Source organism: Streptomyces canus 299MFChir4.1 (assembly GCF_000383615.1).
In the GTDB taxonomy this organism is placed as follows: Bacteria; Actinomycetota; Actinomycetes; order Streptomycetales; family Streptomycetaceae; genus Streptomyces; species Streptomyces canus_C.
Genome location: NZ_KB911585.1, coordinates 137,696 through 163,579, shown reverse-complemented (window position 1 = coordinate 163,579; position 25,884 = coordinate 137,696). Strand labels below are relative to the sequence as shown.

The window sequence follows — 25,884 nt, the reverse complement described above, 5'->3', positions numbered from 1 at the left end:
TGAGCCGGCCCGGTAGCCGCGGGCCGTCTGTGGCTGGTCGCGCCCACGCGGCGGGGCCGCACATGTCACCGCTCCGCGCCCCCAGGGCCCGTCCACCGCACCGACCTCCCAAGGAGGCACGCCCTTCATGCCTGACGTACTCAAAGCTCCCCTGGTCGTCGAGTTTCCCTTCACCCGCTCTCTCGGGCCCGTTCAGAGTGCCTTCCTGACCGGCCTGCGCGAACGCGTGATCCTCGGGGTGAAAACCCGCGACGGGCGCACCCTGGTCCCACCCGTCGAGTACGACCCCGTCACCGCCGAGGAGATACGCGACCTCGTCCACGTCGGTGTCACCGGCACCGTGACCACCTGGGCCTGGAACCATGAACCGCGCCGCGGCCAGCCGCTGGACAGGCCGTTCGCCTGGGTCCTGGTGAAGCTCGACGGTGCCGACACCGCCCTGCTGCACGCGCTCGACGCCCCCGGCCCCGACGCCGTCCGCACGGGCATGCGCGTCCGTGTCCGGTGGGCCGAGGAACGCACCGGCGCCATCACCGACATCGCCTGCTTCGAGCCGTACGACGGGGACGACTCCGAAGTCACCGTCCACGCGGGCGAGTTCGAGGACCCGGTCCACGGCATCGTCGCCCAGGCCCGTCTCGACTACACCTACTCGCCGGGCCGCGCCCAGACCGCCTACATCAACGCCCTCGCCGAACGCCGGGCCGTCGGCGAGCGCTGCCCGTCCTGCCGCAAGGTGTACGTGCCGCCGAGGGGTGCCTGCCCCACCTGCGGTGTCGCCACGGTGGAGCAGGTGGAGGTGGGCCCGAGCGGCACGGTCACGACCTTCTGCATCGTCAACATCAAGGCGAAGAACCTCGACATCGAAGTGCCGTACGTCTACGCCCACATCGCCCTGGACGGCGCCGACCTCGCCCTGCACGGCCGGATCGGCGGCATCCCGTACGACCAGGTGCGCATGGGCCTCAGGGTCGAGCCGGTATGGACCGAGGGCGGCGGATATCCGGACCACTACCGGCCGACCGGTGAACCCGACGCGGAGTACGACACCTACAAGGAGCTGCTGTGACCCGTGACATCGCGGTCGTCGCCTTCGCCCAGTCCGACACCCTGCGCTCCTCCGAGGAAGTGTCCGAGGTGGAGATGCTCATGCCGGTCCTGCACGACGTCCTCGCGCAGACCGGCCTGAAGACCGCCGACATCGGCTTCACCTGCTCAGGTTCCTGCGACTACCTCGCCGGGCGCGCCTTCTCCTTCACCCTCGCCCTCGACGGCGTGGGCGCCTGGCCGCCCATCTCCGAGTCGCACGTCGAGACGGACGGGGCGTGGGCGCTGTACGAGGCGTGGACCAAGCTGCTGTCCGGCGACGCCGACACCGCGCTGGTGTACTCCTACGGCAAGTCCTCGCCGGGCTCCCTCCGGGACGTGCTCACCCGGCAGCTCGACCCGTACTACGTCGCCCCGCTGTGGCCCGACTCCGTCGCGCTGGCCGCCCTCCAGGCCCAGGCGCTCATCGACGCGGGCGACACGGACGAGCGCGAGCTGGCGGCGATCGGCGCCCGCAGCCGCGCCACCGACAACCCGCGCGCACAGCTCAAAGGCCCGGTACCGCAAGGGGATTACGTCGTACGACCGCTCCGTACCGGGGACTGCCCGCCCATCGGTGACGGGGCCGCCGCGGTGGTCCTCGCGGCGGGGGAGCGGGCCAGGGAACTGTGCGAGCGTCCGGCGTGGATCCGCGGCATCGACCACCGCATCGAGGCGCACTCGCTCGGCGTCCGCGACCTGACCGACTCGCCCTCCGCGCGCCTGGCCGCCGAGCGGGCCGGAGCCTTCGAACGGCCCGTCGACACCGCCGAGTTGCACGCGCCGTTCAGCTCGCAGGAGGTCGTCCTGCGCAAGGCCCTGGGGCTCGACGACGCCACGCGGGTCAACCCCTCCGGGGGCGCCCTCGCCGCCAACCCGATGATGGCCGCCGGACTCGCCCGCATCGGCGAGGCCGCCGCCCGGATCCACCGGGGGGAGTCCGACCGGGCCCTCGCCCACGCCACCTCCGGGCCCTGTCTCCAGCAGAACCTGGTCGCCGTACTCGAAGGGGATCCCCGATGAGCAAGGAGCCCGTGGCCGTCGTAGGCATCGGCCAGACCAAGCACGTCGCGGCCCGCCGGGACGTGTCGATCGCCGGGCTCGTCCGCGAGGCGGCCGTGCGGGCGCTCGACGACGCCGAGTTGACCTGGGCCGACATCGACGCCGTGGTGATCGGCAAGGCGCCCGACTTCTTCGAGGGCGTCATGATGCCGGAGCTGTACCTGGCCGACGCCCTCGGCGCGGTGGGCAAACCGATGCTGCGGGTCCACACGGCGGGCAGCGTCGGCGGCTCCACGGCGCTGGTCGCCGCGAACCTGGTCGCGGCCCGGGTGCACTCCACCGTCCTCACCCTCGCCTTCGAGAAGCAGTCCGAGTCCAACGCCATGTGGGGCCTGTCCCTGCCGATCCCCTTCCAGCAGCCCCTGCTGGCCGGAGCCGGCGGCTTCTTCGCGCCGCACGTGCGCGCGTACATGCGGCGCACCGGCGCGCCCGACACGGTCGGCTCCCTGGTGGCGTACAAGGACCGCCGCAACGCGCTCAAGAACCCGTACGCGCACCTGCACGAGCACGACATCACCCTGGAGAAGGTCCAGGCCTCGCCGATGCTCTGGGACCCGATCCGCTACTCGGAGACCTGCCCCTCCTCCGACGGAGCCTGCGCGATGGTGCTCACCGACCGGGCCGGAGCCGCGAGGGCGCCCCGGCCGCCGGCCTGGATGCTGGGCGGCGCCATGCGCAGCGAGCCCACGCTGTTCGCCGGCAAGGACGCCGTGTCGCCGCAGGCCGGCAAGGACTGCGCGGCCGACGTGTACCGGCAGGCCCAGATCGCCGACCCGCGCCGGGACATCGACGCCGTCGAGATGTACGTGCCGTTCTCCTGGTACGAGCCCATGTGGCTGGAGAACCTCGGCTTCGCCGAGGAGGGCGAGGGCTGGAAGCTCACCGAGGCCGGGGTCACCGAGCTGGACGGGGACCTGCCCGTCAACATGTCGGGCGGGGTGCTGTCCACCAATCCGATCGGCGCCTCCGGCATGATCCGCTTCGCCGAGGCCGCCCTCCAGGCCCGTGGACAGGCCGGGGAACACCAGGTGGAGGGCGCCCGCAAGGTGCTCGGGCACGCCTACGGCGGCGGATCCCAGTTCTTCTCCATGTGGCTGGTGGGGTCTGAGCCCCCTGATGCGTGAATCGGCGCCCGAAAGGTCCCCCTCACGTGGCCTGTCGGCGGTCGGGGTCGATCGCTAGGCTGGCCGCGGACGACGCAATCGGGAGGAGCACGGACGTGGCCGAGACCACCATCCAGCAGCAGCCGCTCATGGGCTGGGAGAAGCCGGAGCTGGACCTGAGCAACGCCGACTGGCACTCGAGCAGCCGCGGTCGGGGGGATGTCCAGATCGCCTTCGTCGAGGGGTTCATCGCGATGCGCAACAGCGGCCGCCCGGAGAGCCCTTCCTTGATCTTCACCCCCGCGGAGTGGGGCGCGTTCGTGTCAGGGGCGCGGGAAGGAGAGTTCGACCTCACCTGAGGGTGAGCACAAAGGGGGGCGTGAACCGACGGGCCGATCCGGCGGTGTTCCTTCCGTTTTTCCGGACACGCGACCTTGAGCACCTTCCCGGGGCCGACGCCTGAGCGAGGCTGACCCCAGGAAGGCGAGGGTCGTTTCCGGAAGTGAGGAACACATGAGCACCCTGCCGGTGATCGCCGCGGTGGACGGTTCGGACGACAGCCTGCGCGCCCTGGACTGGGCGCTCGACGCGGCCCGCCGGCGTGAGGCGCCGCTGCGCGTGGTGCATGTACGGCAGTACGCCGTCTGGGCCCAGCCCGACGTCCTGGTCGCCGGTGCCCCCGACGCGGACGACGATCCGGTCCTGGACCGGGTACGGACGTATCTGGAGGACCTGCCCGACCGGCCGCGGACGGAGTACTTCGGTGTCGAGGGCGCGCCCGGTGCCGTGCTGCCCGAACTGGGCTCCACGGCCCAGCTCCTGGTGCTCGGCTCCCGGGGCCGGGGCGGTTTCGCCAGTCTGCTGCTCGGCTCCAACGGCATGGCCGCCGCCCGTGACACCGAGTGCCCCGTGGTCGTGGTGCCCCGCCCCGGGCGCGAGGTCGACGGTGAGGCGCCTGCCGGACCCGGCCCGCGCGTGGTCGTCGGCCTGCACGTCGACGGCCCCGACGACGCCACCCTCGACTTCGCCTTCACCGAGGCCGCCCTGCGCGGCGCCCGCCTCCAGGTGGTCGCCGCCTACCAGTGGCCCCTGCGGAGCTGGGCGGTACCGGCCGAGCTGGTCCCCTCGATCATCGACCAGGACGCCGTGGCGAACGAGACCCGCGCCCTCGCCGAGGGCTTCCTGGCCCCGCACGGCGCCCGTCACCCCGGGGTCGTGGCCGAGCCGTACGTGCCTGCGGGCGACGCGGCGGGGCATCTGGTCGCGGCCTCCAAGGACGCCGACCTGGTCGTCGTCGGCCGGCACCGGCGCCGCCTGCCGGCGCCGGCCCGCATCCTGGGTTCCGTCACGCAGGCTGTCCTGCTGCACGCGGCGAGCCCGGTGGCGGTGGTACCGCCCGGCGCGGTGGAGCCCCAGGACCTCCCGGAGGACTGAGGCCCGCCGGGGTCCGTCCGGTGGATCGGACGGTCGCGACGGCAGTGCGGTGACGGATGCGCCGACGCCTGGCATCAGCCGCAGCAGGACACGCCCCGCAGCGACAGCCGCCTCGCCCCCGACCTGGCCTCACCGTCCGGCACGACGGACACGGCGGCGCCGCCGACGACCTGAGCGACCTCGCCCGTCTCACCGCCTGGGTCCCGGGGCACGCCGAGCCGTTGCCCGGCGCCTCGGAGCTCGTCGTCGACAAGACGACCCTGGCTGCGATGCGTGACCTGCGGGCCGCCGTCCGCGCCCTGTTCGCCCGCGCCGTGCGCCCCGGCGCGCCCAGCCCCGCCGACGCGGCACGCCTCCCGCCGGTGCCCGAGGCCGTCGCCGCGGGGAACCGACCTCACGGCCGTCTCGCGCAGGCCGCGACCGCGTTCCTCTCCGGGGCCGACCGGCGACGGCTGCGGGCCTGCCCCGCCCCGCGCCGTACGGTACTTCCACAGGCAAGGGGACAGACCGTGACGCCGAAGAGTGTGGCGTCGCACGAACAGGTCTTCCAGCCAGGCACGGAGTAGGCCGACACGGGCCCGCCCGGCACCCCCGAGGCGTACGCTGAGGTGCCTGTAGGTCACGGTGTGCGCTCGCTCCCCGCGCGGGTGTGCCGCTGTGACGGGGGGTGCGCCATGATGCAGCGCGGTGTTCGGAGCCGAAGGACTCTCCTGGAGCGGGAGAGCGAACTCGCCACCGTCGACGAGGCGTTGGGTGAGCTCACCGGGCTGCGTCCGGACGGTGCCGAACCGCACGAGCGCCCCCGCGGAGCATTGCTCGCCGTCGCCGGACGGCCCGGGATCGGCAAGACCACCCTGCTCACCGAGGTCCGCCGCCGCGCCGCCGCCCGGGGCTGCACCGTCCTGGCCGCCCGCGGCGGCGACCAGGAGCAGCGCGTCGCCTTCCACGTCGCCCGGCAACTCCTCCAGCCGCAGTTCGCCGGCGCGGGCGAAGTCGATCTCCGTGCCCAACTGGGCAGTTGGTACGACATCGTCGGCCCCGCACTCGGCCTGTGCGCCCCGACCGACGGAGCGCCGCCCGACCCGCAGGGCCTGCGCGACGGACTCGACTGGGTCCTCACCCACCTCGCCGTCCTGCGCGCCCCGATGGTGCTGGTGCTCGACGACGCCCACTGGGCCGACCCCGAGTCCCTGGGCTGGCTGTCCGCGTTCGCACCCCGGGCCGAGGAACTCCCGATGCTGGTCGTCGTCGCTTACCGGCCCGACGAACTCCCCGAGCACGCCGAGTCGTTCAGGGCACTGCCCGGCCGGGCCGGTGGACGTCCGCTCGACCTGGAACCGCTCAGCGCCGTCGCCGTCGCCCGCCTCGTACGGGAGACGCTCGGCGCGCACGCCGACGACGCGTTCTGCCGTGAGTGCTGGGCCGTCACCGCCGGCAACCCCTTCGAGACGGTCGAACTGACCGCCAAGGTGCACGACCGCGGGGTCGCCCCCATCGAGGACGCCGCCCACCTGCTCCGCGACCTCGCCGCCGCCGTCAAGGGCAGCGGTCTGGTCGCCCGCCTCGAACGCCTCGGCGCCTCGACCGTCCGCTTCGCCTGGGCCTGCGCGGTCCTCGGCACCGAGATCCATCCCCACCTCGCCGCGGCCGTCGCCGGACTCGGCCACGAGGAGGCCGCCGACGCGGCCGACGACCTGCGCGGCGCCCGCATCCTCACCGGCGTCGAATCCCTGGAGTTCGTCCACCCGCTCATCGCCACCGCCGTCTACCGGGCCATCCCGGCCGGCTTCCGCGTCGCGCTGCACGGCCAGGCCGCCTGGTGCGTCGTCGACGACGGACGGGGGCCCGCCGCGGCCGCCCGCCACCTCCTGGAGACCCACCCCGAAGGCGACCCCTGGGTCGTGCAGCAACTGCGCGCCGCCGCCGCCGAGACCCTGCGCTCCGGCGCCCCCGACGCGGCCCGCAGCTATCTCGCCCGCGCCCTGCGTGAACCCCCGCCCTTCGAGGACCGCGCCGCCGTCCTGTACGAACTGGGCAGCGCCTCCCTGCTCACCGAACCGGCCACCACGGTCAACCACCTGCGCGCCGCCCTCGAAGAGCCCATCGCCGACTCCGCTCTGCGGCACCGCATCGTCTACCGGCTCTCCCAGGTCCTCGCCCACAGCGACCGCCTCGCCGAGGCCTCCGACACCCTCGCCCGCGAGATCGAGGTCACCGGCGACGCCCGCGTCAAGCTGCGCATGGTCGCCGAACAGTTCATGTGGGACGCCTTCCGCGCCGACGAACCCGACCACCCCTCCCGCTCCCGCCGCATGGCGAGGCTCGCGGACCGTCTCACCGGCCGCGACCTCACCGAGCGGTACATCATCGGCCTGCGTACCTGGGACGCCGTCCTGCGCGGCGAACCCGCCCACGTCGCCCTCCACCACGCCGATGGTGCCCTCGTCGGCGGCCTCGGCTGGGCCGATCCCGACCGCGGCTTCGAGGTGCCCGTCCTGGTCGCCCTCGCCTTCACCTACGCCGACCGGCCCGGCCGCACCGAGGAGCTCTTCGCCGCCGGGATCGCCGACTTCGAACGCCAGGGCTGGCGCGGCGCCCACCTCTCCTTCGCCTACACCCTGCTCGCCTACGTCCGCTTCCGCCGCGGTCGCCTCGCCGAGGCCGAGGACTTCGTCCGCGCCGGGCTGCGGCTGGCCGAGCGCGTCGGTCCGGGCACCCCGGCCCACTGGTACGCCGTGGGCATCCTGATCGAAGTCCTGCTGGCCCGCGGCCGGGTCGAGGAGGCCGCGCAGATCGCCGAGGACTACTCCTTCGGCGCCCCCTACCCGGCCGTCGTGGTCTTCCCCGACGCCCAGACCGTGCGCGGCGAGCTGCTGCTGGCCCGCGGCCTGACCAAGGACGCGGCCGTCGAGCTGGCCGCCGCCGGCCGCCGCCTGGAACCGCGCGGCATGCGCAACCCCGCGTGGTGCCCCTGGCAGCTCCACCTCGCCCGCGCCGAGAGCCACGACGCCCCGGAACGGGCGGTCACCACGGCCCTCGAAGCGGTGGCACGAGCCCGGCAGTTCGGGGCCCCGTCCGCCGTGGGCCAGGCACTCCGGCTGGCCGCCGAGGTCTCGCCGGGCTCGGCCCGGGTGAAGCTCCTGGAGGAGTCGGTCACCCATCTGGAACGCTCTCCCGCCGCCTACGAGCTCGCCTGCGCACTGGTGGCACTGGGCTCGGAACTCCGTCGCGCGGGTCGCGCCCGGGAGGCCGCGGACAACCTCTACCGGGGCCTCGAGACAGCCGTCCAGTGCGGCGCCGACGGCCTGATCGAGACCGCCCGCGACGAACTGATCGCCGCGGGCCTGCGCCCCCGCCGCCTGCACAGCACCGAGACGGACACGCTCACGGCACGCGAACGCACGGCGGCGAGCCTGGCGGCGCGGGGGCACACGGACGAGGAGATCGCGAAGGAACTCGACGCCGACGACCAGACGGTGACACGCCTGCTGTCGGCCGTCTGCCGCAAGCTCGGAACGGACAGCACCGGCCTTCGAACGCTGAGTGACCGTCCCCAGGGAGCGGCGGAAAAGCGCGACCAGGACCCACGCACCTGTACCCGCACGACCACGTGAGAGCCCATTACGATGGGCGCATGTCGTTCCTCCGCCGCCGCAGCGCAACCCCCGCCGGTCCAGACTTCGACGTACTGGCCATGGACCCGGGCGACTGGCCCGGCAACCTCGGCGCGGGGCTCCTGCCCGCCCCCGACGGCACCTGCCAGGGCGTCTTCCTGCGCTACGACCTCTTCGGCGGCCGCGGCCCCGCGATGATCATCGGCAACCTCCCCGAGGGCTCCCCGGCCCGCGAGGTCCCCGAGGGCCAGGTCCCCTTCGAGGTGGCCCAGCTGCTGATCGCCCTGGAGAACGACGAGGAGGTGACCGTCACCGACACCGAGGACATGCCGGTGATGCAGGGCGACAACCTGCTGATCGTGCGCCGCCTCAAGCTCTCCGAGAGCCGGATCTCCTGCGTCCAGTTCGACCGCAGCGACAACGTCCTGGTGACCATCGCCGCCTGGGACCGCCCGATCACGGACGACCTGTACGCCCTCCTCAAACCCCTGCCCGCGGAGCTCTTCCAGCAGGGCTGACCCCTCCTTGACAGCTCCTTGAAGACCCCGGAAGGCCATGTCCCCCGACTCATGGCCTTCCGGAGCCGGCCGCGGGCACGGTCGGTCGTCCGGCCCACCACGGTCACACCCGGGATTCCCCCTCTCCGCCGCCGCGGCGAAGCCCCGGGATGCCGTGCCGCCAGCTTTCGCCACCCGGGAGTTGTCCGGCAGGCCCCTTTCATCACTCCAGACAATTTCCCGACCTTCCGCCAGGCCCGCGGAACTGCCTTGCCCCGCACCCGCGTCGGTCCGTAGCGAGCGGGATCCGCAGCCGACCGCGCCGACGAACGATGCCAGGGGAGAGACATGGGGCGACGCGAGCGACCGCTGGACCCGACCGAGGGGCCGGTCGCCCGATTCGCCTACGAGCTGCGGAAGTTACGCCAGGAGGCCGGCGGCCCCACCTACCGCACCATGGCAGGACGGGCCCCGCGGGCGGGTCACCACCGTCCTGACCACGGACGACCTCGGCACGGACCCGCTGTCGGGCATCGCCTTCGGACCGGGCGACCGCTCGCTCCTGCTGTCCGGCCCGGCACGCCCCGAGACCGGTGCCACCCGGGTGTGGGACCTGGGTCGGCGCCGGACCACCGCCGTCCTGGAGGACACCTCCGGGAACGCGGTCGTGCACCCCGACGGCGACCTCGTCGTCACCGCCGGCGGAGAGGCCTACCGGCTCCCCTCCGGCACCCGGCTTCCCGCCACCCGTTTCACCGGTGGTGGCACCGCCCTGGCCTTCAGTCCCGACGGCGGCTACCTGGCCGTCGGTGAGGGGTCCGGCCGGGTCGTGCTGTGGGACGGCCGGCTCAAACGCCGGCTCGGTGTCCTCGCCGACCCCGAGACCACCACCTACCAGTACGTCTCGGCCCTGGCCTTCGCTCCCGACGGCCGCACCCTCGCCGTCGCCGGCGACGAGGGCACGCTGCAGCTGTGGGACGTCGACTCCCGCCGCCGTGTCGGAGCACCGCTGCCGGCACCGGGGGACACCGTCCAGGCCCTGACGTTCGGCCCGGACGGGAGCACCCTGCGCGCGGCGGGACAGCACGCCCCGCCGCAGACCTACCGGATCGGGTCGGCCGACGCCGCCGACACCGTCTGCCGCCGGGCCGGCGGCGGCCTCACCCCCGAGGAGTGGAGCCGCCACCTCCCGGACGTCCCCTACCGGCGTACCTGCCCCGGCTGACGCCGCACCGAGGGCTTCACATCGACGTCCGCGGCCCGCACGAACTCCACCCGATGGCCGTACTGGATCTCGTAGTACAGGTCCTTGCCGACCACGACCTTGTGCGAGTCCGTCGTGAAGGTGACCGCGTAGTAGTACTCGCCGGGCACCCGGTCACCGATCACGTACCTCTGGCCCTTGAGCACCTTGTACGGCAGCGGCGACACCGCCTGCGCGGGAACACCCGTCGGATAGGCGGAGGCCTCGGGGTAGGCCCGGCCGTACACCGGGACGCTGTCGAGGCCCTCCTTCGGCGTCACCACGAGACCGGCGGCGTTCACCGCGGTCGGGTCGCTCGCGGGGTTCTTGAACCAGGCCTTCTGGCCCAGGTACCAGATCGCCGTCCAGTCGCCGTCGCGCCCGGCGACCGCGTACTGCTGGCCCGTGGAGACCCGCGACGACAGGTCGTTCACGTCGATCGTCGGAGCCCTGCCGCCCAGACCGATGTCCGTGATGAGGGCGGAACTCTCGTCGGGCGCCGAGTAGAGCCGGACCTCGCTCGAACCGTGGGACGCGCAGGGCTCGCCCTTGGCGACGCAGCCTGTGTACTGCGGCTGGTTGGCGGCGTAGTCGGGCCGGATCGTCACCAGGCCGCCCTGCTTGGGGGCGGTGGTCCGGAACGGGTGGCCCAGCAGCTCGAAGTAGTGCCGCCAGTCCCAGTACGGGCCGGGGTCGGTGTGCATGCCGGAGACGGTCGAGGTCGTCGGGCCCGGCACGTTGTCGTGGCCGAGGATGTGCTGCCGGTCCAGCGGGATGCCGTACTTCGCGGAGAGGTATTTCACCAGCCGCGCCGAGGACCGGTACATCGCCTCCGTGTACCAGGCGTCCGGATTCGCCAGGAAGCCCTCGTGCTCCAGACCGATCGACTTGGCGTTGATGTACCAGTTGCCCGCGTGCCAGGCCACGTCTTTCGCCTTCACATGCTGGGCGATGTGACCGTCGGTCGAGCGCAGGGTGTAGTTCCACGACACATAGGTCGGGTCCTGCACCAGGTTGAGGACCCCCTCCCAGGAACCCTCAGTGTCATGGATGACGATGTACTTGATGCTCTGCGAGGCCGGACGGTCGCCCAGGTCGTGGTTGCCGTAGTCGTTGTCCCCGAACTCCGCGTACGGCGCCGGGATCCACTCGCAGGACACCGTCTTCGGGCACTCGGTGTCGCCGGCGCCGAGCTTTCTGAGGCCCGTCCGGGCGAGTTGCGCGGTGTCGGGGGCGAGGTTCGGCCGACCGGCCAGGGCGACCTGCTGACCGGCGTCCGTGGTGCGTTCCTCGCCGGTGCGCAGCACGTCGAAGACGTCGTTCGCGTACGCCGCCGCGGTCGCGCTGTCGTCCGCCCCGGAGAAGCGGGCCACCGCGCCGTACCAGTCCGCGGGGTCCTGGCTCAGCGGCTCGCCCAGCTCCTGCTGGGCGGCGGCCAGCAGCGCGGCGCCTCCGGCGACGTTCGCCGCGGGGTCGGTGCGCAGGTCCCGTGCGCTCAGGCCGGTCAGCTCGGCGGCCTTCGGCAGGGTTTCCAGGCGGGCCGGGAGCTCGGCGGGCTGCGGGACCTTCGTGTCGGGCAGCAGGGTGGCGCGGGCGCTGTCGCCGCGCGCGTCCTCCGTGCCCTCGCTGTGGTGCGGCGCCGAGGCGAGCGCGGTGTAGGCGTCGGTCAGGTGCATCGGGCCGTAGCCCCCGGTCACGCTCGGCGCGCCGGCGTGCGTGTCCCAGCGGGACTGGAGGTACGAGACACCCAGCAGGACACTCTGCGGCACGTGGTACTCGGCGGCCGCGGTGGCGAATGCGCGCTGGAGACCGGCCGCGGAGTCCTCGGCCGCCGACGGGGCCGCGCCGAGCAGGGGCAGCAGCAGGGCGGAGCCGGCCAGCGTGCCGACCACCCGCCGGGTGGCTCTGTTGGGGTCGGTGGCGGATCCTCGCAATGCAGCCTCCAGGGACGATCGGGCGCGATGAGCCGAGCGGGGCCGGACGTGCGTCAGTGCTACCGGCTTGTCGACGATCCGTCAATCATGCCCAGAGGCAGGGGATTTCCCATGTCAATGCGGGGTCACGGGAGTTTCGTGGCGCACGCCCGCGGGCCTGCGGGGCGTCAGTGGCGTACACCATTGACCGGTACCCGCGAAGGTGCCGCGGACATACGAAGGTCCGCGGCACGCCGCTCCACAGGGCGCACCGCGGACCTCCGTCCCCTCAGCGAGTGCCGACCGCCGCGCGTACGGCCCGACGGGCCAGCTGGCAGTCGTCGTGCAGCCGCCTCAGCAGCAGCCGCTGTTCCTCGCCGGACGGCGCAGCACCCGGGTGGGCAGCGCCCGGTGCCGCCGGGGTCGAGTCGTGCATCGAACGCTGCACGGCCGTTTCATACGTGCGGATCTCGCGGGGCAGCACGAGCATCAGGTTCACCAGGAAGGCGTCCCGCGAGGCCGGGCCCGCCGACTGGGCGATCTGGCTGATCTGACGGCGCGCCACCGGGGCGTCACCGAGGACCGACCACAGCGTCGCCAGGTCGTAGCCCGGCAGATACCAGCCCGCGTGCTCCCAGTCCACCAGCACTGGACCGGCCGGTGAGAGCAGGAGGTTCGAGAGCAGTGCGTCGCCGTGGCAGAACTGGCCCATGCCCTGCCGGCCCGCGGAGTGCGCGATGCCGTGCAGCAGCTTCTGGAGGTCGCCCATGTCCCGGTCGGTCAGCAGCCCCAGCTCGTGGTAGCGGGAGATGCGGGCCGCGTAGTCGAGCGGGGCGTCGAAGGTACCCGCCGGAGGCCGCCAGGCGTTGAGCCGGCACACCGCGCCGAGCGCCGCCCTGATGTCCGCGCGCGGCGGGGCCTCCGCCGGATGCCGGTGCAGCGCCGCCACCCGGCCGGGCATCCGCTCGATGACCAGGGTGCAGTTGTCCGGGTCCGCCGCGATCAGCCGTGGCACGCGCACCGGGGGCCGGTGCCGGACGAACGAGCGGTAGGCGGCTATTTCGTGCCGGATCCGCTCGGCCCATACGGGGGAGTGGTCGAGTAAACACTTGGCGACGGCCGTGCTGCGTCCCGTCGTGCCGACCAGGAGCACGGAGCGTCCGCTGCGGCGCAGCACCTGCACCGGGGCGAACTCCGGGCAGATCCGGTGCACCGACGCGATCGCCGTGCGCAGCTGGGCGCCCTGGGGGCCGGACAAGTCGAGTCTCCCGCTGAGCGGTTGGGTGCCGAGCCCCGGAACGCGCCGTGCCCTGCCCGTACCCGGTACGGGGGCCGTCGGCCGCGCGGGGTCGAGGTAGGGGCCACCGCCCGGGCGGAGATGCGGCGACCGGGGCGGGGCGGACACGGAGGACGATGCTGCGTACATGGGCGAGACAGATCCCTTCGTGTGCCTGCTGTGCCTGGAGAAGCAGTGCGCCGCCCGACCCGGATCACCGGGTGCACCCTGGGGAATGTCCCTGTGCGGTCCGGGTCGGGGTGGCGCGTTCCTACCTCAGCGCATATGCCCCGTGGCACACCATCTGGCGCACCCTGGCGAACCCTGGCGAATAGTCCCGGAGCAACTGACACGGGGCTACTGTCAACTCAGCCGAGAACCTGGGGGCTTGACGTGAGCGGACAACCCAACGCCCGACTTTCGGACCTGTTCGGCCTGGCCGGCTGGTCCAAGGGTGAACTCGCGAGGCTGGTCAACCGGCAGGCGGCGGCCATGGGCCATCCCCAGCTGTCGACCGACACCTCCCGGGTGCGGCGCTGGATCGACATGGGAGAGATCCCGCGCGATCCCGTGCCGCGGGTGCTGGCAGCGCTGTTCACCGAGCGTCTCGGCCGTGTCGTGACCATCGAGGACCTCGGTCTGGTCCGGCACGGGCGTACGGGAAAACGGCAGGGCGACGGGAGCGCGGAACATCCCGACGGCATGCCGTGGGCGCCCGACCGAACCGCTGCGGTCCTCACCGAATTCACGGGAATGGACCTCATGCTCAACCGACGCGGCTTGGTGGGCGCGGGTGCCGCGCTCACCGCGGGATCCGTACTCAGCAGCGCCATGCACGACTGGCTGCACTCCGATCCGGCCCTCACCGCCGATGCCCCCCAGTTCGACGACCCCCTGCACGCCGACCCCGCTGGGTTCGACCGTTACGAGGCCGCCCCCATCGGGTCGCAGGAGATCGAGGAACTGGAGCGCTCGGTCGAGGTGTTCCGGGCCTGGGACGCGGCCCGCGGGGGCGGGCTGCAGCGCAAGGCGGTGGTGGGCCAGCTCAACGAGGTGGGCGGCATGCTCGCCTACCGGCACCCCGACCATCTCCAGCGGCGCCTGTGGGGCGTCGCCGCCAACCTGGCCGTCCTCGCGGGCTGGATGTCCCACGACGTAGGCCTCGAACCCACGGCCCAGAAGTACTTCGTGATCGCCGCCCACGCGGCCCGGGAGGGCGGTGACCGGCCCCGCGCCGGCGAGGCGCTCTCCCGGGCGGCCCGCCAGATGGTGCACCTGGGCCGGCCCGACGACGCGCTCGACCTGATGAAGCTCGCCCGGTCCGGCTCGGGCGAACAGGTGCTGCCCCGCACCCAGGCGATGCTCTACACCATCGAGGCCTGGGCACAGGCGTCCATGGGCAAGGGCCAGGCGATGCGCCGCACCCTTGGTCAGGCGGAGGACCTCTTCGTCTCCGACAAGAGCGACGTGCCGTCACCGAGCTGGATGCAGACCTTCAAGGAGGAGGACCTGTACGGCATGCAGGCCCTGGCCTACCGCACGCTGGCGGAGCACGATCCGAGTGCGGCCGCGCACGCCCAGCACTACGCGGAGAAGGCCCTCGCCCTGCGGGTCGACGGACGTCAGCGGTCGAAGATCTTCGACTTCCTGTCCATGGCCTCGGCCTGCTTCATCGCCGACGACCCCGAGCAGGCGGACCGCTACGCGCGGTTGGCGCTGGTCTCGATGGGCTCCAACTCCTCCCACCGCACCTGGGACCGGCTGCGTCAGATGTACCGGCTCACCGCCGAGTACTCCGGTTACCCGAAGATCAGCGAACTGCGCGAGGAGATCAGGCTGGCGCTGCCGAAGCCGAAGGGAAGGGGTGGCAACAGCACACGGGCATGAGGTTGTTATGACGTCACCTTGGCGATGAGCACGCAGGCGTGGTCCTCGCGCTCGGTCTCGCCGAACTCCTCCACGACCGTCCGCACGCAGTCCTGCGCGGTGCGCGCCCCCTCGAACCGGGGGGCCAGGTCCAGGAGACGGTTCACCGCAGCCGCGTTGTCACGCCCGGGCACCAGTCCGTCGGTGTGCAGCAGGAGGAGGTCGCCCGGTTCGAGGGTCTCCTCGGCCTGCGCGTAGACGGCTCCGGAGGTCGCGCCGAGGAGCACGCCGTCGGGGGAGTGCAGTCGGCGCCCCGTCCCGCCCCGGAACAGCAGCGGGGCGGGGTGCCCGGCCTGCGCCCAGACGAGGGTGCGGGTCTGAGGTCGATAGCGGCAGCAGACCGCGCTGCCGAGGGCCGGCTGCACGGTGGCGTCGAGCAACTGGTTGAGCAGGGCCATCAGTTGGCCAGGCTGGGTGCCCGCCATCGCCATGCCGCGCACGGCGCCCAGGAGGGTCGCCATGCCGGAGGCCACGGCGACTCCATGGCCGGTGAGGTCGCCGACGCTGAGGAGGGTCTCGCCGTCGGCCAGTTCGAGTGCGTCGTACCAGTCGCCGCCGATCAGGGCGCTCGACGACGACGGCAGACAGTGGGCGGCCAGGTCCAGGGTCTCGGCACCCTGGTGCGGGAGCCGCAGGGAGCCACGCCACGGCGGCAGCACGGCCTCCTGCAGTTCGACCGCGAGCCGGTGCTCGCTCTGGGCGCGCTGCCGGTGGCGTTGTAACGAGTCACGGGTCTCGCTCACCGCCCGTTCGCTGCGGCGCAGTTCGCTGACGTCCCGCAGCACGGCCCACATCGAGGCGGTGCTGCCGTCGGCGGCGAGCACGGGCTCGCCCATCATGTGGACGGTGCGCACCTCGCCGTCCGGGCGCACGACACGGAACTCCCCGTCGATGCGCTGGGCGTCGACCAGACAGTCCGTGACCATGACCGTCAGCTTCGGCTTGTCCTCGTCGAGGACCAGGGCAGGGAGCTCGTCGAGGGTGAGCGGGGGAGCGGTGCGGTCTCGGCCCAGGATCTCGTACAGCTCCCCCGACCAACTGGCCTCGTCCGTCAGCAGGTTCCACTCGGCGCTGCCGACCCGGCTGAGCAGCGAGCCGCGCCGGGGAGCGGGCGGCGCGGTTCGCGCGGCCGGCTCCGCCCCGGCTGCCGCGGGCACGGGCGGTGGGCCGTCCCGTAGTTGGGCCAAGTGCGCGTCCAGGTCGCTGAGTTGGTGCAGTGCGAGGTCGTACAGCGCGCGCTGCCAGCGCTCCTGGGGGTCCGCGTCGTCGCTGGGCGCGTCCCGTCGTACGGCGTCCACGTCGCCCTTGAGCCGCCGCGTCTGCGATATGAGCGCGTCGACCGAGCCGCGTCCTGGCGGTTGGGCGGCGGGGCGGTCCGCGGAGAGGTGGGACGGCATGACGCACTCCGATGCGGGGACGGTTCGACCAAGGCGGGACGGAGAGGGACCGTTACGACTGTGGCACAGGCCGCGACGCGCTGTAAGGGATTTGGCAACACACGATACGGTGGTGCTTCTGGCATATGCCACAGTCTTCGCAGAGTGGTCGTACCGGGCTTGCCGTCTACCCTGTTCGGTCCCTCAAGTCGTAGGTGGCGTACGTGACTTGCAGGGTCTCTTGGGTCGTCGGCCCGGTGTTCATTTATGTGTTCGACGGTCCTGTGTTCTAAGGAGTGTGGCACAGGCTCATCGGAGGGAACGAGTGTGATGTAGGTCACATAATTCACCCTCGTTCCGGCGTAATGCAAAGGGGGTCTGCGAGCTCCTTAAGAACATGGACACGACCTTCGAGCAGCCCGCCCGCGCCCGCCTGATCACCGCGGAGAACCAGGAACTGCCCGTCCCCGCCACCCTGCGCTACCGCTCCACCGACCCGCTTGCGGTGTGCGTCGACTTCCCGCCCGAGGTCTCCCTGGACGGGCAGGGGGTGACCTGGACCTTCGCCCGTGCCTTGCTGGAGGAGGGGTTGCGCGGGCCGGCCGGCGGCGGGGACGTGCACATCTGGCCGTGCGGCCGGGACATCACGGTCGTGGAGTTCCACTCGCCCTACGGCCTCGCCCTCCTCCAGTTCCCCACACCCACCCTGCGCGGCTTCCTGCTGCGGACCTACCTGCTGGTCGGCGCCGGACAGGAGGACCTCGACGAGACCGTCGAGCGGGGGCTCAGCGCCCTGTTCGGGAGCGTATGAGCGGTGTACGGCGGCTCGGTGACCGCTCTCCCGCTCAGTACCGCAGTACCCCGGCGATCCCGTCGACGCCGCCCAGCGTGCCGTCCGGCACGAAGCGGACGTCGGCGCCGGTCTCCAGGCACTGTTCGACGATCTCGTCCACGATGTCCTCGCGGGCGTCGAGGTCGCCGCTCTCGGCCGGGACCAGATGGTCGCCGCCCTCGTCGCGGACGGTCACCCGGTAGTTCTCCTCGACGGCCAGCAGTCGTACCCGGCCTTCCCGGGCGCTCTGCCAGATCTCGTCGACGCCGGCCGCGAACGCCCGCCGTCCGCGCGCCGATTCGAGCTCGCGGGTCACCGCGTCGGTGCTCTTGCGTGCCTCCGCGGCGACCAGCGGGCCGACCGCCTGCCACACCGCGTCCGGGGTGCCGTGGGCGAGACCGCCGTGCGGGACGTGCACCGCGTCCTTGGTGACGCTGCCGACGTCGTCCAGCGCGGACAGCGCCGCGGTCTCGCCGGTGATGTACAGCGGCCGCGGTTCCTCACGCAGAAGCTTGGCCACCGCGGTGTCCGCGTCCCGCAGGAAGTGCCGGGTGTCCTCGTCCCGGAAGGTGCTCGGCATGTCGCCGATCCGCTCCAGGCGCTCGGCGTCGAAGTTCTGACGGGTCCTGGTCAGCGGGAAGCCGCCGCCGCGGTGCTCGGTGACCCGGTCGACGCCGCCGTTCCACAGGGTGGCGCGGTCGGCGGAGACCGACAGCACCCAGAACGGTCGCTCGGAGGCCTGTGCGGAGACGAGGTTGCGGGTCAGGAAGGTGTCCGACAGCACCACCCGCTCGGGAACGGGACGGGCCAGGGACCACACCTGGTGCTCGCCCGGCGCGGCGAAGATCACCAGTCCGTCCTCGGTGTGCGCCAGATCGATCTCGGTGAGGGCCTGGTCGAGCTGTCGGGCGACGTCGATGCGCCGCTCCCGGGGGACCGCCGGGTCGGTCTCCAGCTGCTTCTTGGCCTCGGCCACCACATTGCGCAGCCGGACCGGATCCTGGGCGTTCTCGGGTTCGCGGCGGTGGGTCGGCGTCAGCACGGACACCGCCGGATAGGCGCGCGGGCGGCGCAGTTCGGAGAGGGTCGCAGGGCTCAGTGCGTGCTCCATAACAGCACCATAGGACCGATCGGCCGATCAGGCATTTGGGGCAACTTGATCGGGTGTTCAGGGCATTTCATCGCTAACGCCACGGTCCAGCTCGGCGCCCTGTTCGCCGTGCGCGACGCGGCGGGCATCACCCAGCAGCGGCTCGCCCGCACGCTCGGACTGCGCGAGTGCGCGGTGACCGCGTGAACACCGGGCCGTCGTGCTGGAGTTGACCGACTCCGGAACCGAGGCCCTGCCGGCCGCCCAGCCGGAGATCGACCGCTTCGTACTGGGAGCCCTAAGCGGCCCAGCGCTCGGGACGTGCCACGTAGATCCAGTCGAAGCCGTCGTATCCCTCGGTGTCGAGACGCGGGACCCGGATGAGACCGGCGCGCCGCAGAGGCCGAGCTGCGTGCCACGGCCGTGGCGTCCGACGACCCAGTAGCCGTAGCCGTGCTGCTCCCATTGCCGGTTCCAGCGCCGGTACAGTTCCTCGGCCTCCTCACGCCGGGTGAGTGCCTCGGAGGGGTCGTGCGCGCACGCTTCGGGGTCACTGTGGACGGCGAGGATCACGTCGACGTCGGTTTCGACCTCCGTTCAGTCATGCCGGGATCGTAGCCCGAGTGGATCTCACTCGTCGCGTTCGGCCCCGCACGAGCTGCCGCTCGGCGGCAGGCTGCCGTACAGCAGGAAGTCGTCGACCTTGCGGTGCACGCACTTGGAGGAGCCGTAACCGGTGTGGCCCTCGCCCTTGTTGTCGAGGACGACGGCCGAGTCGCCGAGGCGCTTCGCGGTCTCCACGGTCCAGCGGTACGGCGTCGCCGGGTCGCCCCGGGTGCCGACGAGCAGGATCTTCGAGGTGGGGACGTCGCGCACCTTCTCGCGGATGAAGTCGGTGCCCTTCGGACGGCCGTAGCACATGAGGTACTCGGTGAGCCGGTAGCGGCCGAAGACCGGGGACGCCTGTTCGTAGGCGGCCCGCAGCCGGGTCAGGTCCGCGGTGATCCGGTCGGCGCCGGGGCGGTCGGGATCGTCCGCGCAGTTGACCGCCATCAGCGCCGCCGGAAGATTGTCGAGCGGCACGTCCTCCGCGTCCACGAGGGGGGCGTGCGTCGGGTCGTCGGAGAGCGGGCGCGCGCGGGTGAGGAAGCCGGAGCCACCGCCCGCGAAGCTGAGGACCCCCGCCGTGTCACCGTCCTCCACGAGCTCGGCGAGCGCCCGCTCCAGCGAGGGCCACAGAGCCTCGCTGTAGAGGGCCTGGCTGATGGCGCCCACGAGGTCCTGTCCGGTGAAGTCGGGGCCGAATCCCGTGGGCACCGGGTCCTCGTCCAGCGACGCCACGAGTCGCAGGACCTGCTCCCGGGCGCCGCGCGCGTCGGTGCCGAACGGACAGGCGATGTCCTTCACGCACCAGTCGACGAAGTCCTCCAGCGCCGTCTGCTGCCCGGCCGCGCCCGCCACGCCCTGCTCGGACAGCGGCTCGGTGAGGGTGTCCACACCGTCCAGCACCAGCCGGCCCACCTTCTTCGGGAACTGGGTCGCGTACACCGCCCCGAGCCGGCTCCCGTAGGAGAAGCCGAGGTAGTTGAGCTTCTTGTCGCCGAGGGCCTGGCGCATGACGTCCAGGTCGCGGGAGACGTTCACCGTGCCGATGTGCCGGAGCACGGGCCCGGAGTGCTTGGCGCACTCGGCGGCCGCCTCCCGCAACCTCCCGAGCACGGTCCGCGGATTCTGGGCGACGGCCGTCTCGTCGTCGGTGGCCGCCAGCGCCTCGTCGGTGCCGGCGCCGCAGCTGACCGGCGAGGACCGGCCCACTCCGCGCGGGTCGAAGGACACCACGTCGTACTCGTCCGTCAGACCCATGAAGTCGTCCCCGGCGCCCGCGAGTGCGGGCACGCCCGCGCCGCCCGGACCGCCGAAGTTGATCAGCACCGAACCGCGCTTGTGCTTGGCCGTGGACCGGTAGCGGGCGAGTGCCAGGTCGAGGCTGCCCGCACGGGGCTTCGCGTAGTCGAGGGGAACAGTGACCTTTCCGCACTGCAGATCCTTCGGTGTCTCCACGCCCACGCACTTCGACCACTTGATCTTCTGGCCGTAGAAGCGCGACAGGTCAGGTCCTGAGCCGTCCGCGGCCACGGCCGGCAGCCCGGCGCCGAGCAGGGCCAGCCCGACAGCTCCGGACACAGCGCATCGTCGCCTCGTCACCTTGGCGAGCATCCATGCCTCCAAGGACGCCCATCGGCGCCCTCCGATCACGATAAGCGTCCCTCCGACAGCCCGCCTCCGGACGGGCGGGACGCCCGCTCACCCCCGTCCGTCCGCCGTCACCGCCGTGAGCAGCACCATCCCGGAGTCTCCGTAGTCCGGCAGCGTCGGATCGGTGTCGACGCGGGTCACGGACAGCTCCTGGGTGAGGGGTGCGAACACGTCCGTGACGATCGCCGGGCTCACGGGACAGCCCGGCCAGCGCGAGGTCGGCCCGATGCGGTAGGTCGGCATGTTCTCCATGAACGCGGCCACCAGGTACCCGCCCGGCGCCACACAGCGGGCGAAGGCCCGGCAGAAGTCGGCGAACTCGGCCCGGTCCTCCGTGGCCCCCTCGGCTACGAAGTGCATGGACGCCAGCTCGTAGTCGCCCGGCTCCAGGTCCCGGACGTCCGAGTGGATGACGTGCACCTGCGCCAGCGACCCGGCGAGGGTCCTCGGCAGGTCGGGGTTGAGGCGCCGGCACAGGGCGTGGAACGGCAGCCAGCTCGCGTCCGGCCCGCAGACGATCTGCCGGTGCAGATAGGCCACATTGCCCGCGCCGGCCTCGACGGCGTCCACCCGGCGGCTCGCCGCGGAGGCCAGGATGAGCGGATAGAGATTGGGCCCGGCACCGAACTCCACCGAGCGGGCGACCCCGCCCGGGGCCAGACGCCGGTAGAACGCGGAGTGGTGGGCGATCACTTCGGCGTCCGCGGGGTGCAACTCCCGGTAGTTCTCGGCGAGATAGTCGGCGACCGGCCAACGGTCCCAGTCCACGTCGTCGTTGTGCGTCGTCGTCACCGTATCCACCTCCTCAGTCCCTCGGCCGCAGCCGGAAGCGCTCCGCCAGCCCGGTCAGGGTGGCGTTGAGCCGGTCGATGTCCTCGTCGGAGTTGAGGGCCGTGATCTGCGCCCGGAAACCGACCCGGTCACGGGCCACGAGCGGGTGGGCGGCGAGGGTCACGTAGATGCCCTCCTGCCACAGGAAAGCGGCCACCGCGTCGAGGTCGGACGGATCGGCCAGGGGGATCTCCACGATGGGCAGCCGGTCGGTGTTGAGAGTCCGCACGCCGAGGTCCGCGAGATGGTCGAGCACCCGCGCGGTCTTGCGGTACAGGTCGGCCCGCAGCAGGTCTCCTCGCCTGTCGTTGACCTCCAGTCCGGCCAGTGCGGTGGCCAGCGACGCCGTGGGCGAGGGACCGGAGTACAGATAGGGGGCCGCGGTCGTCTTGAGACGGTTCTTGAGGTCGGTGGGCAGCGCGAGGAACGCGAGCAGCGACGAGTACGCCTTGGAGAAGCCGCCGGCCAGCACGATCCCGTCGTACGACTCGCCGGTGTGCCGCACCACGCCGTTGCCGCGCAGACCGTACGGACAGGGCTCGTCGGGCGCGCGTTCCCCGATCACTCCGAAGCCGTGCGCGTCGTCGATGTACAGCGTCGCGCCCTGCTCGCGGCACAGCGCGGCCAGCACCGGCAGGTCGGGGATGTTGCCGGTCATGCTGTTCACGCCGTCCGTGCAGACGAGCCGGGTCGTGCGCGCGGGCACCGAGGAGAGCAGCGCCTCCAGTTCCTCGGGCCGTTCGGCGTGGAAGCGGTGCAGGGTGGCGCCCTGGCCGCGGGCGACCACGCAGCCGTCGTACACCGTCCGGTGTGCGCTCGCCTCGACGAAGATGTGACCGCCGTCGGCGAGGATCGGGATCACCGAGGCGTGGATGAGGGTCAGGGTCGGCAGCAGCAGGGTGTCGGGGGCGCCCAGCAGCTCGGCGAGGCGTTCCTCCAGCGCGGGATACAGCCGCGGACTGCCCAGTAGCCGTGACCAGCTGGGGTGGGTGCCCCACCGGCGCACCTCGGGATCGATGCGGGCGGCGATCTCCGGGTCCCAGTCGAAGCCGAGGTAGTTGCAGGAGGCGAAGTCGATGAGCCAGTGGCCGCGGCTGCGGATGCGGCGGCCGCGCACCTCGTCGATGACCGCGTCGCTCATCGGACTGGTGCGCCGCAGGTGTTCGAGGTCCGCCGAGCGTTTCTCGGCGGTGGCCGACCGAGCGGAACGGCGGGCCGGGCGGTCGTTCGTGCCGGCGGAACCCGGTGTGAAGCGCCCGCCGTCCTGCCGGAGCACCCGCTCGCCCTGCTCCACTGTCATCGGCCGGGCGAACAGGAAGCCCTGCCCGAACCGGCACCCCATCGCGGCCAGCATGTCCCGCTGCGCCGGAGCCTCGATGCCCTCCGCGATCACCTGCAGCCCGAGCGTGTCGGCGATGCGGACGATGCCCTCGACGAGGGCGACCTGCCGGGCGTCGCGCGTGATGTCGTCGATGTACGTCTTGTCGATCTTCAGCACGTCGACGGGGAAGTCCCGCAGATAGCGCAGCGAGGAGAACCCCGTGCCGAAGTCGTCGACCGCGATGTGCACCCCCAGCTCCTTGAGGGTCTCCAGCACCGCCTGGATCTGGGCGTCCCGGCGCAGCAGCACCGTCTCCGTCAGCTCCAGCTGAAGCGACCCCGGGGCGAGCCCGGGGGTCTGCAGCGCCCGGCCGACCTGGTCCACGAACCCGGCGTCGCGGAACTGGCGCGCGGACACGTTCACACTCACGTACGGCGGAGCCGCCGGCCCGGGCACCTGTTGCAGGCCCGCGACGTCGCCGACCGCGTTCGCCAGCACCCACGAGCCCAGCGGGGCGATGTGCCCGGTCTCCTCGGCCAGGCTGATGAACTGCTCGGGCGAGACGGGCTGGTGCGGTGCCTGCGGCCAGCGCACCAGCGCCTCGAAGCCGACCAACTCGCCCGCGTCGATGTCCACGACGGGCTGGTAGCGCAGGGTGAACTCCTGCGCGGCGACCGCCCGGGCGAGCCTGCTCTGCAGATCGTGCCGCTCGACCATGCGGGCGTGCAGCATCGGCTGGAAGCGCCGCCACTGGCGTTTGCCCGCCGCCTTGGCCGCGTACAGCGCGAGGTCGGCGTGACCGAGCAGTTCCTCGGCGTCGGTGCTGTCGCGGGCCGTGGCCACGCCCACGCTGGCCGAGACGGTGACCGTCTCGTCGCCGAGCACGAACGGTCTGGTGAGCGTCTGCACCACCTGTGCCGCCAGCAGTTCTGCGTCGAGCGGCTCCCGGGCGTCCTCCATCAGTACGGCGAACTCGTCGCCGCCGAGCCGGGCCGCGGTGTCGGTGCGCCTGAGGGTGCGGGTCAGCCGGTTGCCGACGTCGAGCAGGAGGTGGTCGCCCGCCGAGTGCCCCATGGTGTCGTTGACTTCCTTGAAGTCGTCGAGGTCGATGAAGAGCAGACAGGTCAGGGACGACTCGCGGCGGCCGCGCAGCAGGGCGCGTTCTATCCGCTCCAGGAGCAGCGTCCGGTTGGGCAGACCGGTCAGCGCGTCGTGGAAGGCGCGCTGCGTCAGCTCGTGCTCCAGCCTGCGCTGCTCGGTCACGTCGCGCAGGGTGACCACCAGGCCGGCCACGGTCCGCTCGTCCCGGAAGTCGCTGCAGCGCACCTCCACCTCCACCCGCCCGGTCCGGTGCCGCACCCACCAGTGGTCGTGGGAGACACGCGGCCCGTGGTGGCGGACGGCGGTCAGCTCACGGGCGGCCCGTTGCCGGTCCCGGGGATCGACCAGGCCCGGCAGCGACGCGCCGATGAGGTCCGCGGTACCGAACAGGGCGGCGGCGGAGGGACTGGCGTACCGGACGGTGTCGTCGTCCTCGACGATCAGGATGACGTCGGAGGTGTTGCGCACCAGGGTGCGGAAGTAGGCCTCGTTCTCCCGGCGGATCACCTCCTGGCGCAGCAGGACCCGTTCCATGGCGAGCCCGGCGTGGGAGGCGAGGATCTCCAGGGAGCCGCGTGTCTCGGCGAGCAGAGCCGGAGGGCCGGCGACCAGCAGGACGCCGGGGTCCTGGGTGGCGGGGCGGTCGGGCGAGGTCATGGGGCACACCTGGACGGCCGGCAGTCCGTCCAGCCGCGCCGCGATGTCGGGGCCGAGGTCCGCGGGGGCCACTCGGCGGGCCTCGCGGGGCCGCAGGGGCGCGGCCTGCTCGGCCGACAGCAGCAGGGTCCGGTGCTGGACCGCCGGCCCCAGGAACATGCTGACGGCCGCCTCGCAGCTGCGTACGACGTCCTGCTGCCGGAACGCGGACACCAGCGATCCGGCCGCCCGGCGCAGGGCCAGTTCACGGGCCATGGCGCCCCGGTGGGCCACGACCATGCCCGCCAGTCGCAGGATGACCAGCAGGAACAGCGCGGCCGAGAAGGCGCCGATCACCACCGCGTGGTGGTCCCGGTGGCTGACCGCCCCGTACAGCAGGATCCCCGGGGCGATCAGGGTGACCGCCGCCAGCGTGATGAGCCGGTGGGGCGGCGGAAGAGGTTCCCGCTTCTGGGGTACGGCGGCGGTGAGCGCGGCCATCGAGGGGTGCAGCGCGGCCAGGCCCCAGGCCGTGTAGAAGACGATCCACCCGGAGTCCAGCAGGGTGCCGGCCTGCCACAGGGAGTTGAGCTGGAGGATGCCGTAGGCGATGTCGAAGCCGAGCAGGGTCACCGTGCCGACCACCAGCAGCTGGACCGACCGGTTGTTGCGGTCGACCGGGTTCGGGGTCAGCAACCGGGCCAGCAGGGCCAGGACCAGCACGTCACCGAGGGGGTAGGCGATGCTGATGGCCCGCTGCTGCCAGGTCAGGCCCTCCGCCTCGGCGAGCGGCTGGACCAGGTACACCCACACCGGCAGGGCGAGCCCCGCGGTGAAGATCAGTGCGTCGAGCAGGCTGGGCAGGTCGTTGGCCGCCCAGCGGTAGCGGATGAGACCGTACAGGCCGGTCGCGAAGAGCGGGTAGGTGGCGAGGTAGAAGGCGTCGGCGGGGGAGGGGAAGGGGTTGGAGGCGGCGAAGTACTCCTCCATGACGTTGTAGTACGTGTCGCCCGTGATGAAGGTGAGCAGGCCGGCCGCCAGTACCCACCAGGGCCAGCGGTGGGCGGGCCGGTGCAGCCGGATGCCGACGAGCACGGCGCAGACGCCGGTGAGTCCGATAAAGGCCCACATCGGTGTGCGCGCGGCGGGAACCGTCATGTAGACGACGGTGGCGACGGCGACCAGAACGACGTGGACGGCCATCGGACGACGTGCGGACTGCACGGGCAAGCGCCTCCCCCCACTGGCCGTTGGAGGAGACCGGGGCCCCGACCAGGTCCCGGGATC

At 72.3% G+C, this 25,884-nt stretch carries 19 protein-coding genes; 12 read left to right on the top strand and 7 right to left on the bottom strand.

Going from position 1 to position 25,884, the window contains the following annotated elements; all coding sequences use genetic code 11:
- Positions 1-127 precede the first annotated feature (127 nt).
- The 9 genes from H293_RS0111670 to H293_RS0111630 all read left to right on the top strand — a co-directional run bounded on the left by H293_RS0111670 (position 128) and on the right by H293_RS0111630 (position 10,021).
- The gene (locus tag H293_RS0111670; protein WP_020118059.1) at positions 128-1,069 is read left to right on the top strand and encodes a Zn-ribbon domain-containing OB-fold protein; all 942 of its coding nucleotides are present in this window, start codon (positions 128-130) and stop codon (positions 1,067-1,069) included.
- Complete coding sequence (locus H293_RS0111665) at positions 1,066-2,109, top strand: thiolase domain-containing protein (RefSeq protein ID WP_020118058.1); 1,044 nt, start codon at positions 1,066-1,068, stop codon at positions 2,107-2,109. Before H293_RS0111670 ends, H293_RS0111665 begins: the two co-directional genes overlap by 4 nt.
- Complete coding sequence (locus H293_RS0111660) at positions 2,106-3,272, top strand: thiolase domain-containing protein (RefSeq protein WP_020118057.1); 1,167 nt, start codon at positions 2,106-2,108, stop codon at positions 3,270-3,272. Before H293_RS0111665 ends, H293_RS0111660 begins: the two co-directional genes overlap by 4 nt.
- A 95-nt stretch (positions 3,273-3,367) precedes the next feature.
- Positions 3,368-3,610, top strand: a complete 243-nt coding sequence (locus H293_RS0111655; protein ID WP_028807758.1) for a DUF397 domain-containing protein — start codon at positions 3,368-3,370, stop codon at positions 3,608-3,610.
- 154 nt (positions 3,611-3,764) lie between these two features.
- On the top strand, positions 3,765-4,685 hold the full coding sequence (locus tag H293_RS0111650; protein WP_020118055.1) for a universal stress protein: 921 nt from the start codon (positions 3,765-3,767) through the stop codon (positions 4,683-4,685).
- Positions 4,686-4,741: 56 nt separating this feature from the next.
- Entirely contained in the window at positions 4,742-5,251 is a 510-nt protein-coding gene (locus H293_RS52620) for an ABATE domain-containing protein (RefSeq protein WP_051138088.1), read from the top strand.
- A gap of 108 nt (positions 5,252-5,359) precedes the next feature.
- Positions 5,360-8,299 (top strand): helix-turn-helix transcriptional regulator, encoded by a 2,940-nt coding sequence (locus H293_RS0111640; protein ID WP_020118054.1) that lies wholly within the window; start codon positions 5,360-5,362, stop codon positions 8,297-8,299.
- Between the two features lie 20 nt (positions 8,300-8,319).
- Positions 8,320-8,817 (top strand): hypothetical protein, encoded by a 498-nt coding sequence (locus H293_RS0111635; protein ID WP_007379858.1) that lies wholly within the window; start codon positions 8,320-8,322, stop codon positions 8,815-8,817.
- 583 nt (positions 8,818-9,400) lie between these two features.
- Complete coding sequence (locus H293_RS0111630; protein ID WP_020118053.1) at positions 9,401-10,021, top strand: WD40 repeat domain-containing protein; 621 nt, start codon at positions 9,401-9,403, stop codon at positions 10,019-10,021.
- Here the strand turns inward: H293_RS0111630 and H293_RS0111625 are convergent.
- Positions 9,997-11,973 (bottom strand): N-acetylmuramoyl-L-alanine amidase, encoded by a 1,977-nt coding sequence (locus H293_RS0111625; protein ID WP_028807757.1) that lies wholly within the window; start codon positions 11,971-11,973, stop codon positions 9,997-9,999. The two genes, H293_RS0111630 and H293_RS0111625, sit on opposite strands and share 25 nt — an antisense overlap.
- A 268-nt stretch (positions 11,974-12,241) precedes the next feature.
- Complete coding sequence (locus H293_RS0111620) at positions 12,242-13,378, bottom strand: aminoglycoside phosphotransferase family protein (RefSeq protein ID WP_028807756.1); 1,137 nt, start codon at positions 13,376-13,378, stop codon at positions 12,242-12,244.
- Positions 13,379-13,621: 243 nt separating this feature from the next.
- Here H293_RS0111620 and H293_RS0111615 point away from each other — a divergent pair, with 243 nt between their 5' ends.
- Complete coding sequence (locus H293_RS0111615) at positions 13,622-15,115, top strand: DNA-binding protein NsdB (protein ID WP_020118050.1); 1,494 nt, start codon at positions 13,622-13,624, stop codon at positions 15,113-15,115.
- A gap of 5 nt (positions 15,116-15,120) precedes the next feature.
- Here H293_RS0111615 and H293_RS0111610 read toward each other — a convergent pair whose 3' ends face one another.
- A complete protein-coding gene (locus H293_RS0111610) occupies positions 15,121-16,551 on the bottom strand; it encodes a PP2C family protein-serine/threonine phosphatase (RefSeq protein WP_020118049.1) in 1,431 nt (476 codons plus the stop codon).
- 376 nt (positions 16,552-16,927) lie between these two features.
- Here H293_RS0111610 and H293_RS0111605 point away from each other — a divergent pair, with 376 nt between their 5' ends.
- Positions 16,928-17,341: an SsgA family sporulation/cell division regulator gene (locus tag H293_RS0111605; protein ID WP_020118048.1), complete on the top strand. Its 414-nt coding sequence runs from the start codon at positions 16,928-16,930 to the stop codon at positions 17,339-17,341.
- A 34-nt stretch (positions 17,342-17,375) separates the two neighbouring features.
- Here H293_RS0111605 and H293_RS0111600 read toward each other — a convergent pair whose 3' ends face one another.
- Entirely contained in the window at positions 17,376-18,473 is a 1,098-nt protein-coding gene (locus H293_RS0111600; RefSeq protein ID WP_020118047.1) for a baeRF3 domain-containing protein, read from the bottom strand.
- 45 nt (positions 18,474-18,518) lie between these two features.
- Here H293_RS0111600 and H293_RS60025 point away from each other — a divergent pair, with 45 nt between their 5' ends.
- Positions 18,519-18,659 carry a hypothetical protein gene (locus H293_RS60025; RefSeq protein ID WP_020118046.1) on the top strand — a complete coding sequence of 47 codons (141 nt, stop codon included), beginning with the start codon at positions 18,519-18,521 and terminating at the stop codon, positions 18,657-18,659.
- Between the two features lie 423 nt (positions 18,660-19,082).
- Here the strand turns inward: H293_RS60025 and H293_RS0111590 are convergent, their stop codons facing one another.
- From H293_RS0111590 to H293_RS0111580, 3 genes are all read right to left on the bottom strand, one after another.
- Positions 19,083-20,669 carry an alpha/beta hydrolase gene (locus H293_RS0111590; RefSeq protein WP_028807755.1) on the bottom strand — a complete coding sequence of 529 codons (1,587 nt, stop codon included), beginning with the start codon at positions 20,667-20,669 and terminating at the stop codon, positions 19,083-19,085.
- A gap of 87 nt (positions 20,670-20,756) precedes the next feature.
- Positions 20,757-21,509 (bottom strand): hypothetical protein, encoded by a 753-nt coding sequence (locus H293_RS0111585; RefSeq protein WP_028807754.1) that lies wholly within the window; start codon positions 21,507-21,509, stop codon positions 20,757-20,759.
- 4 nt (positions 21,510-21,513) lie between these two features.
- Positions 21,514-25,800: an aminotransferase class I/II-fold pyridoxal phosphate-dependent enzyme gene (locus H293_RS0111580; RefSeq protein WP_020118043.1), complete on the bottom strand. Its 4,287-nt coding sequence runs from the start codon at positions 25,798-25,800 to the stop codon at positions 21,514-21,516.
- Positions 25,801-25,884 lie beyond the last annotated feature (84 nt).